Origin of the sequence: Legionella sp. PATHC035 (assembly GCF_026191115.1) — a bacterium.
Taxonomy (GTDB): Bacteria; Pseudomonadota; Gammaproteobacteria; order Legionellales; family Legionellaceae; genus Legionella.
In genome coordinates this window covers 999,703-1,017,707 of the sequence record NZ_JAPHOT010000001.1, presented here as the reverse complement: position 1 = coordinate 1,017,707, position 18,005 = coordinate 999,703, and the positions used below count along the sequence as shown (strand labels likewise).

The following is an 18,005-nucleotide window of genomic DNA, read 5'->3' as shown; positions in this document are numbered from 1 at the left end:
GCGGATGAGGGCGCTTCCTTAAGGGGTACCTACATCAAATTCCAAAATTCATGTACTAATAGTCCGACCGAAACAGCAATGACCGCGACTTGAGTCCATTTGCCGCCGGGTACTATAAAAACAGCATGATGTTTTCTTCTGCCAAAATAACACATTAGAGCAGGTAAAAGTAGTAGCAGAATGATACAAAAGATACCTGCGTAGCCCAAAGCATGGATGTATGCGCCTGGATAATAAACCACGATAAGTAGAGGGGGGGCAAAAGTAAGTAAAAACAACCCAATACCATGGCCTCCTTGCTCGCGTAATTTTAATCCATCCGCAAGAAAACTGTATAAGCATAAGGAAACGCCAAGGAATGCAGTGAGCATGCAAATGGATGTGAAGAAATTAAATAAAGCACTAATTGTTGTATTTTGTACCTTATCGGAGAGCATGCTTGCCAACGCGCTGGTGGTGTGCGGATTATGCATGAGGCTCTCAAGGTTTTGACTTCCTTCAGAAGGAAGGGCACCCATAATCACAGCATCCCAAGCTAAATAACAGAATAAAGGAATTAACGAGCCAATAAAAATAACTTTTTTCAGCTTTTTCACATCATCATCAAAATAGTCTCTAAGATTGGGTACAATGATGGCAAATCCAAAAGAGGTAATTAAAATCATAATCGCGCTGCCGATATATCGCATATCACCATGCTGCAAATGTTGTATTTCTATATGGGGGGCGATAAGGACTACTAACAAAAAATAAACCGCTAATTTTCCAAACATCAGGCCTCGATTAACATAATCCACATAGCGAATACCGCCATATACAACCATACCAAAAATCAGCGTAAAGACTAAACTTGCCTGCCAATCAGTCAAATGCAAACCTATTTTAAAAAGAAGGCTATTTAAGACATCTGCTCCACCAGAAATATAGGCAGACAGGAGTGTATAAAGCAAAAAAAGATAGCTTACCCAGGCAGCAAGCAAACCATAATTACCTAAAGTGGCTTGAGCCATAGACACCATATGCTTGCCTCTGGGTAAATAAAGATTTGCTTCAAGAATAAAAAATGCGCCTAAAGTCATAAATACCCAGCACAGAAATAAAACAATTGAAGATTGCCAAAACCCTGTAGCTGCATTGGCAACAGGCAGGGCAAGCATCCCCCCGCCGATTGAAGTACCAACGATTAAAAGAATTCCACCGATAAATCTTGAACGCATTAATTTTGCCTTACTTGGTTGCATAAACTACAGGTGATGGTACTGGAGCTGGGCAGTTTGCACAAGTCTTAGTACCATAACTATTGAACCATTGAATCTCAATGCGTCGATTAAATGCGCTGCCATGAATCAGCTTATTATCACCTACATCATTTTTATCGCCATAACCCTCTGCTTTAAGAAGTTGAGCAGGAATATTATTAGCCCATAAAAAGGTCATCATCGTTTCAGCCTGTGCTTGGGACAATAGTTTTTTATGGTGAGCTGAACCTACATCATCTGTGAATCCCGCAACGTAAACAGGACTCAATGGGTAAAACTTTAATAACCTGATAATATTTTCCAAACCGGGATAACAAATTTCATTAAGTCGGGGGCTTTCAAACATAAAATATTTATCAACAGGTACGATTAAGGTCATCGTATCGCCGTACTGTACGTATTCAATGTTTTCTTTGTTCAATTCTTTGATGATGCTGCGTCGACTGGCTTTATTAAGGCCTACAATCGCACCGACAGTACCACCAACAACAGTGCCAGCCAGTGCGCCAGCCACATGTCCAGTTGTCGCTGCACCTACGGCAGTTCCCATAACTGCTCCAGTAACCACTCTCTTGGGCATCGGATGTACGGGTTTAAAATTATTGTAAGGCGGATGAAAACAACTACTCAGTAAACAGGTGATTAAGCCAAAGCAGAGAATTCGTGTTTTAGTTCGTTTGAGTGACATGTTCACTCCCTAGTCCAGTGGTTTTGTCATTATTAAACATCTACTTAAATTTCGCAATTGTAATGACTTAATACTTAGAGCCTATGGACTCAGAATTGCAACAATGGAATGATATTTTAAAAGGTTTTGTTGCCCGGATTCTCCTGAGTTAATCCGGGGTACGTACTGTACGTAGGCTGGAATATGATTAGCAACAAGAAAGTTCTAAATCATCATTCACTGTAATTGGATTAAGTTTTTCTGTTTGTGGTTCTGGTTTAAAGAAACGAATTAAACCTGACTCATTGGTGTATTCAGCATCATGGCGGCTGAATGATCTAAATTCGGAAAAGCACGATAAGGCTTTATATGCCGCTGCAAGCATACCTCCAACAATGGTTATTCCTACTGCAACCCCTAAAACAGGTTGGACAATCAGCACCGGAAGTGCGATCCCAAAAATTCCTGCATACAAGGAAAATGCGGTTGCTGCATAGAACATTAACTCACATGCTTTGGCGAGATTATGAAATAAAACACCAATTTTTCTTGATTCACAGGCACTTGCCACTGTCTCTAATGCCTTTTTGGGGGGCAGATTCCCTTTTTTTACCTGATCTAATTGTTGTATAAAGGTTTCATAACTGCTTACAATCGCTTCGACTTTTTGGGGTGAAATAGCTTTGGTATAAGAAAGGTTATAATAATTTTTTACAGCTTCTATTTTTTGCTGCATTTTTGTACTAATTTCAGCATCATTAAATAGAGCTTGTAAGTCTTGGTCACAGGTGTTTAAACGTGCTTCAAATTTACTATGATTAACTGGCATGATTCGTCTCTATATTATTATTGTCGGGTAACCATGGTTTAACCATTTCAATTGAGTTGAATGGTCTTAGTGTCTTATATCATAATTAACCTGAGTCCGACATCATTAAGTGCCCTTATTTTTTAAGGGCTGTTTCCGTTTTGATTCTCTTGGCTAAACTACGCCGCGTCACCCGAGCGCAGCAAGGGAGCTCCAGTCGTAACACGGTGCTCTAGCGTGGAATCCCCCTCACTCTAGCTCTTTCCCCAAGGGGTGAGGAAATTTTTGATCCAATGCGAGTCTGAGATAGTGAAAATCCGCTCGCCGGCGCAAGGAATTTGAGTAAAAAAATAAATGGTTCCATCGCGGGAAAGGGCTGGGTTGAGGAATTGAGTGTGAGTTTTCCTTAACCTGATGGCTATGGGATGATTCTGGGTTATTCTTCCACTTGAAATCGACATAAATTTTGAAAATCACAGTGTTGGCAAATGGTTAAATGAGCGGGTTGCGGTGCACAATAACCCTCTTGAAATTCTTTAACTAAATCAGTGAGTTGCCTTTGCCAAACTTCCCGATACTGAGGCCATGTCTCTCCTTTTTTTAAAGGGGTAATTCCAGTCATACTTAGTTTTTCTTCACTGAGTCCCATTGAGTTTATTCTTCCAGTTTTCACTTGTAGGAGTAATAAAGTGTTAATCTGGTCATCCAATAGCGCATAAAGTAATAATTGCGATTCTGTTGGCCGTTCTTCATTCCATGGTTTGCTGGCGGGAAGGGTGCTTTTATAATCAATAACCCATTTTTTATCTTCTACTTGATCCAAGCGATCGACGCGGACTTGGAAATCAAGGCCCGCTAAATGAATTGTATAAGATTGTTCTATGGCGGCGACGGCAAAAGGGGGCCGTTGTTTTTCCCATTCAAGACACGTTTGCACCAGTCGTTTCAAGCGAGTGTACTCCACGTCTTGAATCGAATCGAAGAATAATTCGTAAAACTGTTTTTGAAGTGGGGCTAAAGCTGTATGAATGGCTTCTTCAATGTACTGTTCCAAAATTTGAGGCGCTAGATGAAGTAACTTATGCTGAGTTTCCAATTTTTGCCATAACAACTCCATTACCTTATGAATAATTTGTCCTCTTTTTTTATTGTCCAAACCATCTGTTGTTTGTAGGGATGCCTTGGCACGGAGTCTATGTTCCGCGAATGCTTTGAAGGGACATTTGGCTTGATTGGAAAGAATTGCTGTGCCTCCATGAATGCGCTCATCGGGGAGTATAGGCACATTAAAACACTCATCCAGAAATAGTAAATCAGGTGTTGGTTTTAATAGGTAATCTGTTGGTAATCGTTCAAAAGCAGGTAAATCAGTGATTAATGAACACGGTAAATTGGGTGTATCCGCCTGCAGCTGAGCGTAGCTAAATACAATGGAATCAGCGCTTTTTTGAAATCGTTGCAGAATCTGACGAGCGAATTGCAGTTCACGAGCTGGTAAGCTATGGGGCATACATAATTCACGTTGTAACTGGGGCGGAATAAAAGCAGATAAATGTACCTTTTGTGGCAAACATTGATCGGTTAAACCAGTGATCCATAAACTGTCGAACTCACACCCTGATGCCTCCAGTAAACCACAAATTTGAATGGGTGCACTGGTTTTTTGTGCTTGAAAAATAGTGTTTGCGACAAGATGGTGCACTACCTCAAGTACCTCTGCTTTTGTGAAAACAGGACGAATCAAAGCAAATTGTCTCAGCTCATCAAAAACCGTGATAAAACGATTAAGACACTGATAACTTTCGGAGTTAAGACTATAATCGCCGGGAAAGCCTAAATTATTGAGACGTTTTTGAAAGAAGTGTATCCATTCTTGTACCGTAGCCTCCTGAGGATATGGAGTCAGATGGTTCAATAAATTAGCAAGTTTCGGGGCATGAACACGGAGTTCTTCGATTAAATGATTTAAGGGAATCGAATGATTTGCGAGTAAAGTTCCTTCTTGCAAATATTCAGAGCGTGCGATGAATTCTTCTTTGGAGTGGCCTAGGTAAGGCGATTGCAGCAGCAAGTTTGCTTGATGTGGATTCAGATGGGTGTCATCCAAGTTAAGCCAACATAAGGCATGGGCCACTAACGGGAAATGAATCAAAGGCTGTCCTAAGGAAATATTAAAATCTGAAGTCTCAAAATGATGGGCTAAGCTTCTTTGTAATGAATGAAATTCTTGCTCTAAATTCGGTACTACGACACCAATATTTTGCTTTCCTTCTTTTATTTTTATATGCAACCATGCCATGAGCTGTTGGTATTCTTCTTCATTGTCTTGAGCAGCTAAGACTTCGATTTTTGATAATTTTTCCTTTAAGTCGTATTGATATTGAAGGACACCTTTTTGAGCTAAATTATTCTGCAAGAGTACTTGTTGGGGTGTAAAATCATCAAAACAAACCCACACAACTTTTGGGGAAAACAAAGAACGGTTTGCTTGGAGTAAATAGGGGATGAGTTCACATTCAGTAATTAAATTTTGTTGTTTTAATTGTGTATCAAATAATTGCCACCAGCGTTGGAACTGTCGCGTTTGTGCCGTGTGATGAAAGAGTGGGTCGTGCAAATTAACTTGCCACTGCTGGCAACGTTCCCAAGCACTAATCACTGCCTGAAGAAGTCCGTCGCTATATACAATATGAGATTCTGCTTGGATTATTCTTCGCCATAAATAGTGACATTGAGCGTCGTTTAATAAGGTAGGATGGTTAAGATGCGCACGGCTAAAATTGAGTTGTTCATAGGCTTTAATTAGAGCAACTCGAAAAGGCATACATGCTGGTTTCTCTACAGTCTGTTTCTTACACTGGGCAAAGTAATGCTGCAGTAAGATATCGCTGAGTCGATTATTGGGGGTAAGAACCGTGGCTTTTTGTGCCAAAAGAAGAAAAAGGTGTTCTTTATCCGTTAAAGTATGTATGGGCATAAAAATCCAGAGCAAAGGTGATTCATTGTAGCCTGAGGTGCCGTCATTAGAAATACCCTCTCCAGTCGTGCGAGAGGGTGGGGCGAGGGTTCTTTAGGTCACTACTCCCTAAGAGGGGAAGAAAAATTAGTTCACTTAATCCCAATGTTCTTTTTTATTGTACCTAGGCGATAAGGATTTTACTTAAGTTTTTTTGCGCTGCAAAGCCTGGGGTTTGGCTGCTGGTTTTTTGCGGGCGGGTTTAGGTTTGGTTCTGTCCGCGGCACCTACATAGCGAGGTAAACTATGACTGTCTCGTCTATCGGTTCGCAGGACTTGATAAACGAATCTGCCACGTAAAAAAATTGAGGCGAAACCTGATGCAATGGCGAGCCAAACACCAAAAAGAATATAGCTGTAACCAAGGACGACGAGATACGCATAGACAAAATCATTGAAATTGTTTACCGGCAGCACTTGGTTGCCTGATGTCTCCATTGATAGTACGAGCCCAAGATCAAAAAAGGGTAAGGAGACCAAGACCATAATAAAACCCAATAAAAAAGTTTTACGTTTGTAGGGCCTGGGGCAGTGGATGATGTTTTTTCCAAAAAGAGCTCCGGTTACAGAAGCGACAATCATTCCGAGAATAATTGCTTTATAAAGAGGCACAAGTTCCTCTATGCCAATTGTTGTGAGAAAACCGTCGATAAGTATCGTTCCGACAACGGAAAGTAATCCATAGTAAAGGGCTGCCAGTAAGCGTGAATTAGAAAAAGTAAGTGCAGGATCTTGTTTATTCATTTGGCACTCCATAGCTCCACCTGTATATGTATCATTTTAGTATAAAATATGGGCTACAGAGAGATCGCTCCATTTTTTTTATTATTATTAGCTTAGAGTGATCTCAATGAATTAGATTCATTTGCAATGGAGGTGAATCAACCCAATAATTTGTATATACTAAAACAAATAATTATTGACTTTGATTATGAAGAAATTTGGACGCTTTATTTTAAAACTGTTTGGCTGGAAAGTTGTCGGTGAACTACCGCAAGATAAAAAATATATGGTCGTTGTTGCTCCTCATACCAGCAATTGGGATTTTGCAGTGGGCTTATTTGCTCGTTTTTCGATAGGTGTTAAAATTAACTTCTTAGCGAAAAACCAATTGTTCTTTTTTCCTCTTGGATTATTTTTAAAAGCGTTAGGAGGGGCTCCCGTTGATCGCTCTAAAAAAAGTAAGACTGTGGAGCAAGTAGTAGAAATATTCCGTTCTCGTGATGAGTTTAAACTGGCCATTACCCCAGAAGGGACACGTGGTCCTGTAACACGTTGGAAAGAAGGGTTTTATCATATTGCCTGTCAAGCAGGGCTGCCAATAGTCATGGTCGGACCCGATTATGCATCTAAGGAACTCCGCATTCATGAGAAGTTCGAACCTACAGGCGACATCGATAGGGATTTTCCCAAAATTCTTGAGTTCTTTAGAACTATAAAAGGTTGTTATCCTAAGGAAATCCCAGAGTATCACTCCAAGAAGTAATGGGTCTTATGGTCTGTAACCCCAGTAATTTGTAGACTGGGGCAGTGCAGCGTAACCCTTCATCATCTTGAGTTCAGCGAGAGAGCTCTTGATGGAACACCTGTTATCATGGGAGCTACCTCCTACCCTCGCGATGACGATAAAAGAGCCCTGGGCTCTTTACCAGGCTCGAGCTTCAGTCGTTCTATGTTAAAAATGTTTTATCATTTTGAGCATTTTAAATTGTTTACCACCTGGGAGAGCAAAATATTCTGCCTTAATCGTTTGATATCCACATGCCTGATACAACTTTACTCCGGGTAAAGTTGCCATCATTTCCATTTTTGTAAATCCATAGGATAACGCTTGCTGTTCACAATAGCGCAGGAGCATCGTTCCATGTCCTTGTCGAGCATGGTTTGGATGGACAAAAAAAGCTCTGATTTTGGCATAATCTGTGTGCGGATTTAAAAATCCCTCCGCCCGGGTTTTGCATTGTTCCCCTCCAAAAAGAGTTTTCCGTTTACTCCATCCACCACAGGCAACAATGCTCCCTTCCTGTTCCATTACATAGTAGGTTTGATCGGTAATGAGCTCTTTATCCACTCCAAATATGGAGTGAATCGCACCTTCAATTTCCTGATTTGTATAGTCTTCTTGGCTTAACTCACGTGCTGAATGCTCAATGAGTTGGTTTAAGAGATTAATCTCATCAATCTGCGCTGTTCTTATCATCATAGTTTCCTTTTTGGTCTTTATTGACAGGGTGATGAATCTATCATGAAATAAAAATAAATAAATTTTTAATTTGATGATGTTTTATTTCATTTTATAATGCCCAATTTTGACTTTAGGGTAATATATGAAAAAATACGGAGACAGATATTCGCAAGAAAATAGATCAGAGCCGGTATATTTAGATAAAATTGATAGAAAAATTTTAAATTTATTGCAAAAAGACAATCAAATTACCAATCTGGCTCTTGCTGAAAAAGTAGGGATTTCTGCTCCTCCTTGTTTTCGTCGTGTTAAACGATTGCGTGATGAAGGCATCATTGTGAATGATGTTGCCCTGGTCGATCCTTTTAAAGCTGGGCGGGGGCTTATTGTCTTTGCAAATATTACTTTGGAAAAACAAAGAGAGGACTTACTCGCTCATTTTGAACGTAAAATGGCCGAACAAGAAGAAGTAAAACAATGCTATTTTGTTTCTGGTGAGACCGATTATTTGCTCATAATTCATGTTGCAGATATGAATCATTACAATGAGTTTGCGCGTAGAGTGTTCGCAAATGAAGCAAATATTAAAGTATTTCGCAGCAGTTTTTGCCTTAATCGCACCAAGTACAATACGAATATCCATTTTTCTGAGGATTAAAATATTGTGGAATTGAATCAGCGAAAACGCGGCGTTGCATTAAGTATCCCTTCTCCCCGCGGGGAGAAGGAAAAGTTTTGAGTGGATCGCTTCGGCGCCGTATTCCAGCTAGCAATGATTTCACATTTACTTTTTCAGTGCCGCTTTTCCTGCATAAGGCAATGAGGCCATTTCATTGATACGTAACAGTTGATTGTATTTTGCGATGCGATCGGTACGGCAAAGCGAACCGGTTTTAATTTGCCCACAGCCAGTAGCCACTGCAAGATCTGCGATAAAGGTATCTTCTGTTTCACCAGAGCGATGTGACATGACGCAACGATATCCGTTTCGATGGGCTAACTGAATCGTTTGGCGGGTTTCACTTAAGGTACCGATTTGATTGACTTTAATGAGTATGGCATTCGCCACTTTTTGGGTGATGCCTTCTTGCAGAATTTTTGGATTGGTAACGAATACATCATCACCTACCAATTGGATTGTCCCTCCTAATTGGGTAGTCAATTGTTTCCATCCACTCCAATCTTTTTCATCCAAACCATCTTCGATGCTGACAATTGGATAACTTTTAACAAGATTGTCATAATAATCAATGAGTTGAATTGCAGTGAATTTTTGATTTTCCGACGCCATATGATACATGCCTTGATCATACAACTCGGAGGCTGCAACATCTAGGGCAAGTACTATTTCATCACCCAACTTATATCCAACTTTTTCAATTGCCTCACAGAGGAGATCCAACGCTTGACGGTTCGATTTAATATTGGGCGCAAAACCCCCTTCATCTCCCACTGCAGTATTTAATCCTTGTTTTTTTAAAACGGATTTTAATCCATGAAAAATCTCAGCACCCATTTGCAATGCCGTTGGAAAATCAGCAGCACCTACAGGCATAATCATGAATTCCTGAATATCAACATTATTATCAGCATGTGCCCCGCCATTTAAGATATTCATCATGGGGACGGGCATGCTCATTTTTTCACCTTGATTTAATGTGGCATACAGGGGTAAGTTATGTTCATTTGCCCGAGCTCGAGCAGCGGCAAGCGACACAGCAAGAATCGCATTGGCTCCAAGACGCGATTTATTTTCTGTGCCGTCTAATTGGCACAATTGATAATCCAAAGAATCCTGATCTTCAACAGAGAAAAGATGGAGTGCTTGATTAATTTCTTGATTCACATGAGCAACAGCTTCTTTTACCCCTTTACCGTTATAACGGTTTGCATCATTATCGCGTAATTCACACGCTTCACGACTCCCGGTAGATGCCCCGGAGGGAACACTCGCTCTTCCTTGCGTTCCATTTTTTAAAATAACATCTGCTTCTACAGTAGGATTACCGCGGGAGTCTAAAATTTCACGGGCTTGAATTTTTGTTATTTGCATGTTGGGTCCTGATTACGATTAAAATTTTTCAATCTGAGCAAGCGATGGATTTTCACCACTTAAAAATTTGAATATTGTTTTGATCCGCAACTAGTTTGTCAAGGGATAGATTGTTTCCCTGTGGTGACTTGCTCAAGATATTCATATTCATCAGCAGTCTCTTGGGATTGAGAGTATCCAAAAAGATAACTGATCAAACGTTTAAACTGCATCAATACCGACTCATCCTTTCTTTCCAGGTTTTTGTTCTGCAGTATATCCTGCATTTTGGTCAAGATTTCCTTTGGAGGACGTGTACCGAGTTGCAGTAATTGTGTTTTTAGCTCATAGACCCCTTGGGGTACAGGTACTTTTTTGCCATCACTGTCTATTTTATGGCGCGAACCAAAATATCCTAGAGCCCAGGGATTAGAGTTTCCTTTTAAGGCCTGCTCTATTTTTTTATCCAGATAATGATTAATTTTGAGTAACAAATTACGGGTTGCTGCATCTTCCTTTGCTGCAATAAATTGTGTGTCCGACTTGGCCTGAGCGTGTTGATTCAAGGCAGCAAAAATAGTAGGTGTTTCAAAAGTGTACTCGCGAGTCGCTACAATAGAAGCTAGAGATTGAACAATTTCACTGTCTTCATGGGTAATATGTTCTAGTTGATCATGAGCAATCTGAGCAATTAATTCAGGGGTTTGAGTAATGAGCAAAGCAGAAGACTTATTTTTAACTGCTTCTTGAAATAATTCATTTGGAGGTAAAGAGAATAAAAATTTTAAGGAATTTAGCTGAGGTAATTTTAATTGTAGTTTTTCCTGGTAGCTGGTTTGTCGAGCAATTTCTCCAATAATGCGGGACTGTAATCCTTCCTTTTCATATTCATCATAATGCTCTGCATCTTTATATAGCTCTTGATAAACTGCAACATATTTTTTAATCGTTTCAATCATCTGTTCATGTAGCTTGATAAGAGCACCATGATTATTTTTTAATTCTGATGAGTCAATTTGCATTGAAAAAGTTAATTTTGAAATGGCACATTCTTTCATGGTGTTTGCGAATTTAGTTTTAAATTCAAACAAACTTAGTGCATTCTGCGTTGGGACTATAGGGTGTTCTGTTTTAGCTTCCATTTCATTTCCTCAATGGATTGGGTAAAGAATCATAACAAAATGCTCGTAATAAATAAAAAAAATCATTCAGCAGATGTTTGGTTTTTTTGATGTACGTACAGCCTGGGGTAGCGAAATGAATCTCATTTTTTGGACGGGAACTGCCTACAAGCTAAATACAAAAATAATTAGAAACTAACCGCGCCAAGGTTCATTAGGGCTTGGGTTAAAGGAAACAAAGGTAAACCCAAAATGGTATCTTCATTTCCTTGAACTTCTCTAAATAACCATTTTCCTTGGTGCTCATATTGGTAACTACCGCAACTGTGATAGGGTTTTTCAATTTGCAAATAGGTTTCGATTGTTTTTTTGCTTAAATGATGCAGTGTTAAGTAGGCTGTTTCATGATGTTGCCAAAGTAGTTCATTATTTTTTGCAATGCAAAGGCAGGCAATTTGCAGGTGTTCTTTGCCGCTTAGTAAACTTAACTGTTCTACGGCAGTCGGATGGTTCAAGGGCTTATTCAATAGGGTTTGGCCAAACAAGCACAGTTGATCTGCAGCGATAATAAAATGGTCTGGATGATGTTGGCTCACCTCTAAAGCCTTGCTGGCGGCAAGTGCGTAACCTAAGTCAAGAGTGCTCTGTGATTTGAAGGACGCTTTAATTGCGTCTTCATCACACTGTGAAGGAACAACGGTAAATTCGATCCCAAGCGATTGCAGCAACTGCAATCTTATGGCTGAGCTTGAAGCAAGAATGATAGGTTTTTGTTGTAAAAACTTAGACATACGTCGCGACCAAAGCCATAAGTGAAAAACCGATTATCACAAAACTAAAATCTTTGAGATTGCAACAACGCTCCACCATAACGCAGCGTTCTAGACCATGAAGGGTTCCTAAATAAAGGAATGTTCCTGCGGAGGCGGCCATTAAAATGGGATCAAAAAGAGATTTTGTTTCGACACTATGACCAAAATACCAGCCCAAGTAGATTCCAAGTGGGGTCATAAAGCTGAATAAAATGAAAAAGAACAGACTGCTGTTCATACTCATCGTACTTTTATTTAATTGAACTGCAATGGCAAAACTTTCTGCCCACTTATGGGTGATAATTGCAAGAAAAATCATAATAATCATTGAGTTATATTGTGCCAACCCTAGGGCGGCACCCAGCATTATCGAATGAACAGAGAGCATTCCCCAAGCTAAAAGGGCAAAAGCAGGATGTTTCGTATTATGATGGTGATAAAGTTCTTTACCCAAATGTTCAAACCAAAGAAAAATCAGGAATACTGCGCCAGTAATAATAAAGGCAAAAGGGTAGTTGTACCCCATTTTTTGAAATAAAGAATTTGCCTCTGGAAGCATATGTAAAAGGCCTGCTCCCAAAAAAACACCCGTTGCCAGGGTCTCACCGACAGGAAAATCAATATGTTGATCGTCTTTAATACGTTTTCTAAAGGGATACCAGCCCGCGATTAAAATGACAATAAAAATAGAAATTGCAAAAAATATTTTTAAACTGGTAGTTGATACCATTGTTTATCCTGTTATTTATTCTAGATTTTTATAACTTAAAGGTAGCTTCGGTCTAACCTAAACCACATAGTTTAGTTGTGATGCATGGTCTCATGCAAGCTAAATAAGCGAACTTCTACATTATCAGACTGCAGCTTCAATGCTAAAATCACTCGTTCATGCAATTCTTGCCATTGGTTGAATGTGTCATCACAGACTATATCAATCCCTATTGTTCCATCCAGGTAATGTAAATTCCAAAATAAAATCTGAGGGAAATCCCTACGGACTTCACTGGAGAGCAGTTCTTGTAAGACCTTGCGGCTGGGTAAGTGTAACGAGGGACAGGAGCTCTCATCATCTTCGGGGTCAACATGCACAATCACATCATTGACGCTTTCTATCTGATCCATAAGCGCATGATGTACGTGTTGCGCAATGTAATGGCCTTCAGACACCGATATTTTAGGTGAAACTAAAATATGGACATCGATTAATACATTTTCTCCCATAGAACGACTGCGTAATTGATGAATTTTTTCAACCCCGTCCACATTTTGGATTACTTCTTCAATACGTGTTAATAGTTCTGGACTGACTGCAGTGTCTACTAATTCTTTAACACTATTCCAGGCATAATCCCAACCCATCTTAACAATCATCAATCCAACGATAATTGCAGCCGCAGCATCAAGATAACTGTAACCAGCGATACTGCCAATTAAACCAACGAATACAACAAGCGAAGAGGCTGCATCTGAGCGATGATGCCATGCGTTGGCAGTAATCAATTTAGAATTAATACGTTTTCCAATATACAGGGTGTAGTGAAATAAAATCTCATTGCTTAGGATGGAAATGCAAATAATTGGCAGGGTGAGCCAATTTGGCATGAGATAATTCGAGTGGAGCAAGTCATATATTGAATCCCACGCGATACCAACACCTGCAAAAATGAGTAAAAGCGACAACAATAAGGTTGCTGCCGTTTCGATACGTTGATGTCCATAAGGATGACTGGCATCAGCATCAAGGCTTCCGTATTTAGAAGCAAATAATACCATCGCGTCTGTTATGAGATCAGACAGGGAGTGGACACCATCTGCGACAAGAGCATGGGAATGAAAAAAGTACCCACCAATGAGTTTTATAATGCCTAAAAGAGCATTAGAAATAGCTCCCAAAAGTGTTACTTTTTTTGCTTGCCAATATCTGTCGTGTTGGGTCATGTTGTTTTTAAGTAATGGAATCAGGTGAGACAAAATCAGAATTTGAGTTTTATAGTGAAAATTCCAAGTCCATTTTGTCTATCGGCTCTATTTAAACATGGTTATGATTTTTTTTATAGATTAATACTTACATTAAATCGAGTTGTTCGGACTCTTGAGAGCCCAGGTTAGGCTAAGGTCCAATGATGGAAAGGGTAATTGTCTAGTACATTTTATGCCCGGTATGAAACAGGCTGATTTTATAAGGTGTTTTACATCATGTTCACAGGATTATCCACAGATTTTGTGGATAAATGCTTTTGGGGTAATAAAAGGTTAAATAAGTACTAAGCCTTGTGGAGTAAGGGTATTTGGGCGCTAGAAGGAAGTTTGAGTTGTTATTAACCGATATGGTCGGTAAAGTTATCCACAGGATGTGCTTTGAAAGCATAAGGAGATTACCCGTCTATCTTAACAAAGAAAAAAATTAAAAACAGTCTTGACTTGGTATTTTTTAAAAACTTTTATTCTCAATAAAATTGATTCATGATGATGTTTAAAAAATTTACTGATTAAAAACTGAAGAAGAATAAAAATTAAAAGGTTTTTTATCGATGCAAAATTTTAGAAGCACTTTGGAAAGTTCAGAAGCAGGGGCAAAACAGGCTGATTTTATTAGGTGTTTTACATCATGTTCACAGGATTATCCACAGATTTTGTGGATAAATGCCTTTGGAGCAAAAAAAGAGTAAATAAGTGCTGAGCCTTGTGGAATAAGGGTTTTGGGGCGCTAGAAGGAAGTTTGAGTTGTTATTAACTGATATGGTCAGGAAAGTTATCCACAGGATGTGCTTTGAAAGCATGATGAGATTGCCCCTCTATCTTAACAAAGAAAAAAATTAAAAACAGTCTTGACTTGGTATTTTTTAAAAAATTTTATTCTCAATAAAATTAATTCATGATGATGTTTAAAAAATTTACTGATTAAAAACTGAAGAAGAATAAAAATTAAAAGGTTTTTTATCGATGCAAAATTTTAGAGGCACTTTGGAAAGTTCAGAAGCAGAGGCAAAACAGGCTGATTTTATAAGGTGTTTTACATCATGTTCACAGGATTATCCACAGATTTTGTGGATAAATGTTTTTGGAGCAAAAAAAGAGTAAATAAGTGCTGAGCCTTGTGGAATAGGGTTTTGGGAGTACCAGAAGGAAATTTGGGTTGTTATTAACCGATGTGACCAGGAAAGTTATCCACAGGATGTGCTTTGAAAGCATGATGAGATTGCCCCTCTATCTTAACAAAGAAAAAAATAAAAAACAGTCTTGACTTGGGGTATTTTAAAAAAATGATGCTGGTCATTTCAATTGATGATGGTTTGATTTTGTTCGGTTGGCTAAGTCACTCATTATCCCGGGTGCAACGAGCAAAGATAAGAATTCTTACAGGTCAAACTTTAGAAGCAATTTGGAAAGTTCTGAATCACGCTTCAATGAGACTGATTTTATAAGGTGTTTTACATCATGTTCACAGGATTATCCACAGATTTTGTGGATAAATAATTTTTTGACTAAAGGATAGAGAATGGTCGATAAGTCTTTTACAATAAGGGTTTTTAGGATTGTGATCTAAGAGTTTGATTGGGAGTGTAGATTATATTAAATGAAGTTATCCACAATTGGTGTTTTGGAGGATAACCTAATCGGGTCGAGTATATTAACAAAGAAAAAAATAAAAAACAGTCTTGACTTGAGTATTTTTAAAAATATTTTTATCCTTGCAAAAATTGTTCAAAATCACCCAACCATCGTTGGGTCAAATCGTAAGCAGTTTGAGGTGAGTCTTCTATTAATTGTTTTGCTATCGAGGGCAAAAGAGGGAGCAAGTCGCGATCGCGCTGTAGGTCAGCAATTTTAAATTGACGATAGCCTGTTTGCCGGACTCCTAGTACTTCGCCAGCACCTCTTAACTCCAGGTCTTTCTCTGCAATAATAAATCCATCATTGGTTGCACGCATAATTTTTAATCGTTCCGCACCGTGTTGCGAGAGAGGGGATTGGTAAAGCAAAATGCAATGAGATTGTGCACTACCTCTTCCTACACGACCCCGTAATTGATGCAGTTGAGATAAACCCAAACGTTCAGCATTTTCTATAATCATTAGGCTGGCGTTGGGGACGTCTACTCCAACTTCAATCACTGTCGTGGCCACTAGTAAATTAATTTCACCACTTTTAAATGCAGCCATAGTCGCTTCTTTTTCTATGGCTTTCATTCGTCCATGGACCAGACCTACGCGAGCAGCAGGCAGTTGCTCTTGTAACGCCCGGGCTGTTTCAGTAGCTGCCATACATTGCAATTTTTCTGATTCTTCAATCAGGGTACAAACCCAATAGATTTGTCGTCCACTGGCTATAGCAACCTCCAATCGTTCAATGACTGATTCTCGTTTATTTTGGTTCAATACGGCAGTGGCAATGGGTATACGTCCAGGAGGTAATTCATCAATTATCGAAATATCCAAATGGGCTAAGTGGGTCATCGATAAGGTACGTGGGATAGGGGTAGCTGTCATTAATAACTGATGAGGAATAAGTTGTTCTTGTTGCCCTTTTTGTTGCAAAAGCAATCTTTGTTCTACGCCAAATCGATGCTGTTCATCGATAATGACTAACCCTAAACGAGCAAAATTAACGGCTTCCTGAAATAAGGCATGCGTACCAATAACCAGCTGGCAACTATGATCTGCAAGTGCAGCAAAGGCCATGCGACGCTCACTTAGCTTCATTTTTCCACTTAATCTTAATATTTTTATACCCAAAGGTTCCAACCAACGGATTAGATTGTTGGTGTGTTGCTCACTCAGTAAATCTGTTGGTGCCATAAATGCAACTTGTTGTCCATTTGCAATGGCTTGTAATGCGGCAAGAGCAGCAATAACAGTTTTCCCGGCGCCCACATCTCCCTGTACTAAGCGCAGCATGGGTTTTGTTTGTATTAAATCTTGGCTGATTTCCTCTGCAACTCTTTGCTGCGCATTGGTGAGTTTAAACGGAAGCGAGTTTAAAAAACGTTGCTTTAAGTTTTGTTCAACAGGCAACGCGACTGCACGGAGTGCATTTCGTGATTTCCTTGCAAACTGCATGCTAAGGCGTTGTGCAAGCAACTCATCGAAAACTAATCGTTTCAGTGCGGGATGTTGCCCTTGTTCAAGGGCTTCTATGGAGATATCTGGGGGGGGATTATGCAGTAACTGAATTGACTCGCCCACCGGGATAAAACGATAAGTCCGCAATTGTTCGTCACTCATCCATTCCAATTGCTGAAGCTCTTGTTCACAACGTTTTAAAGCGATATTCACCAGTTGTCTTAATCGAGTTTGGGTTAACCCTTGTGTGCTCGGATAAATTGGAGTCAGCGTTTCATTAACCTGGCATTCTTCTTCATCATCAAGTAATTGATATTCGGGGTGGGTCATGGTCAGGGTATTATTGAACTCACGGACTTCACCAAAGGCGTGAATCGTTGTACTGTTCTTTAGGTTATTGATTTGACTTTTATTAAAATGGAAAAACTGAAGCTTAATGATTCCTGTTTTATCTTCGACATAACAATGCAGCATTGCCCGTTTACCGGGTTTAATTTCTGTTTTACACACGCGTCCTGCAATGACACTCCAATCATTGGGCCTTAAATCTTGAATGGGTGTTACACGAGTTCTGTCTTGATACCGATAAGGGAGGTGGAACAGCAAATCACGCACAACATGGATACCGCATTTAGCAAGTTTTGCGGCAAGCGTTGGTCCGATTCCGGTTAGCGATTCACATGGGTTAAATAACACGCTATTACTGATATTGAAAGAGCTAATGTTTTAAGTGTAACTCAGATGCAGGACTCAATAAATATCTAGAAATTTCTTCATCCTGGTTGAAACCCACCTTTTTGATTTGGTTCCATCAAAAAATGGGTACCTTGAAAGGTCCGCCCGCACTCCGTCTCTCAATCACCAAAGTACACTCTGTGCATCATCCTTGCGAGTAATCGCATCGATAATTATGGCGTCCTATTTTGTTTGTACAGTAACAATGTGCTACTTTTTAGCTCGACAGCACATTGTACCACTATGAGGAGATATAAAACCTTTTCATATGGTGCAAAAAAGCGCATAATAGCATCATTTTTTGATG

At 39.5% G+C, this 18,005-nt stretch carries 14 protein-coding genes; 2 read left to right on the top strand and 12 right to left on the bottom strand.

Annotated features, from left to right (window positions below; all coding sequences use genetic code 11):
* Positions 1-29 precede the first annotated feature (29 nt).
* From OQJ13_RS04545 to OQJ13_RS04525, 5 genes are all read right to left on the bottom strand, one after another.
* A complete protein-coding gene (locus tag OQJ13_RS04545) occupies positions 30-1,217 on the bottom strand; it encodes an amino acid permease (protein ID WP_265709478.1) in 1,188 nt (395 codons plus the stop codon).
* Positions 1,218-1,227: 10 nt separating this feature from the next.
* The gene (cmpA, locus tag OQJ13_RS04540; RefSeq protein ID WP_265709476.1) at positions 1,228-1,947 is read right to left on the bottom strand and encodes a C-OmpA-like family protein CmpA; all 720 of its coding nucleotides are present in this window, start codon (positions 1,945-1,947) and stop codon (positions 1,228-1,230) included.
* 187 nt (positions 1,948-2,134) lie between these two features.
* Positions 2,135-2,755 carry a DUF5638 domain-containing protein gene (locus OQJ13_RS04535; RefSeq protein WP_265709474.1) on the bottom strand — a complete coding sequence of 207 codons (621 nt, stop codon included), beginning with the start codon at positions 2,753-2,755 and terminating at the stop codon, positions 2,135-2,137.
* A 415-nt stretch (positions 2,756-3,170) separates the two neighbouring features.
* Positions 3,171-5,711, bottom strand: coding sequence for a PD-(D/E)XK nuclease family protein (locus OQJ13_RS04530; protein ID WP_265709473.1), 2,541 nt, complete (start codon positions 5,709-5,711; stop codon positions 3,171-3,173).
* Positions 5,712-5,894: 183 nt separating this feature from the next.
* Entirely contained in the window at positions 5,895-6,494 is a 600-nt protein-coding gene (locus OQJ13_RS04525) for a hypothetical protein (protein ID WP_265709472.1), read from the bottom strand.
* Between the two features lie 187 nt (positions 6,495-6,681).
* Here OQJ13_RS04525 and OQJ13_RS04520 point away from each other — a divergent pair, with 187 nt between their 5' ends.
* Positions 6,682-7,236, top strand: coding sequence for a lysophospholipid acyltransferase family protein (locus OQJ13_RS04520; RefSeq protein WP_265709471.1), 555 nt, complete (start codon positions 6,682-6,684; stop codon positions 7,234-7,236).
* A 189-nt stretch (positions 7,237-7,425) separates the two neighbouring features.
* Here the strand turns inward: OQJ13_RS04520 and OQJ13_RS04515 are convergent, their stop codons facing one another.
* On the bottom strand, positions 7,426-7,953 hold the full coding sequence (locus OQJ13_RS04515) for a GNAT family N-acetyltransferase (protein ID WP_265709470.1): 528 nt from the start codon (positions 7,951-7,953) through the stop codon (positions 7,426-7,428).
* A gap of 124 nt (positions 7,954-8,077) precedes the next feature.
* Between OQJ13_RS04515 and OQJ13_RS04510 the strand changes: the two genes are divergently transcribed.
* The gene (locus tag OQJ13_RS04510; protein WP_265709469.1) at positions 8,078-8,593 is read left to right on the top strand and encodes an Lrp/AsnC family transcriptional regulator; all 516 of its coding nucleotides are present in this window, start codon (positions 8,078-8,080) and stop codon (positions 8,591-8,593) included.
* A 126-nt stretch (positions 8,594-8,719) separates the two neighbouring features.
* Here the strand turns inward: OQJ13_RS04510 and eno are convergent, their stop codons facing one another.
* The 6 genes from eno to recG all read right to left on the bottom strand — a co-directional run bounded on the left by eno (position 8,720) and on the right by recG (position 17,659).
* Positions 8,720-9,988: a phosphopyruvate hydratase gene (gene eno, locus OQJ13_RS04505; protein WP_265709468.1), complete on the bottom strand. Its 1,269-nt coding sequence runs from the start codon at positions 9,986-9,988 to the stop codon at positions 8,720-8,722.
* Positions 9,989-10,086: 98 nt separating this feature from the next.
* Positions 10,087-11,109: a hypothetical protein gene (locus OQJ13_RS04500; protein ID WP_265709467.1), complete on the bottom strand. Its 1,023-nt coding sequence runs from the start codon at positions 11,107-11,109 to the stop codon at positions 10,087-10,089.
* A 167-nt stretch (positions 11,110-11,276) separates the two neighbouring features.
* Positions 11,277-11,879, bottom strand: coding sequence for a Maf family protein (locus OQJ13_RS04495; protein ID WP_265709466.1), 603 nt, complete (start codon positions 11,877-11,879; stop codon positions 11,277-11,279).
* The gene (locus OQJ13_RS04490; protein WP_265709465.1) at positions 11,872-12,630 is read right to left on the bottom strand and encodes a ZIP family metal transporter; all 759 of its coding nucleotides are present in this window, start codon (positions 12,628-12,630) and stop codon (positions 11,872-11,874) included. The genes OQJ13_RS04495 and OQJ13_RS04490 overlap by 8 nt, the downstream gene beginning before the upstream one ends.
* A 71-nt stretch (positions 12,631-12,701) precedes the next feature.
* Positions 12,702-13,838, bottom strand: coding sequence for a cation diffusion facilitator family transporter (locus tag OQJ13_RS04485; protein ID WP_265709463.1), 1,137 nt, complete (start codon positions 13,836-13,838; stop codon positions 12,702-12,704).
* A 1,748-nt stretch (positions 13,839-15,586) separates the two neighbouring features.
* Entirely contained in the window at positions 15,587-17,659 is a 2,073-nt protein-coding gene (recG, locus tag OQJ13_RS04480; RefSeq protein WP_265709462.1) for an ATP-dependent DNA helicase RecG, read from the bottom strand.
* Positions 17,660-18,005 lie beyond the last annotated feature (346 nt).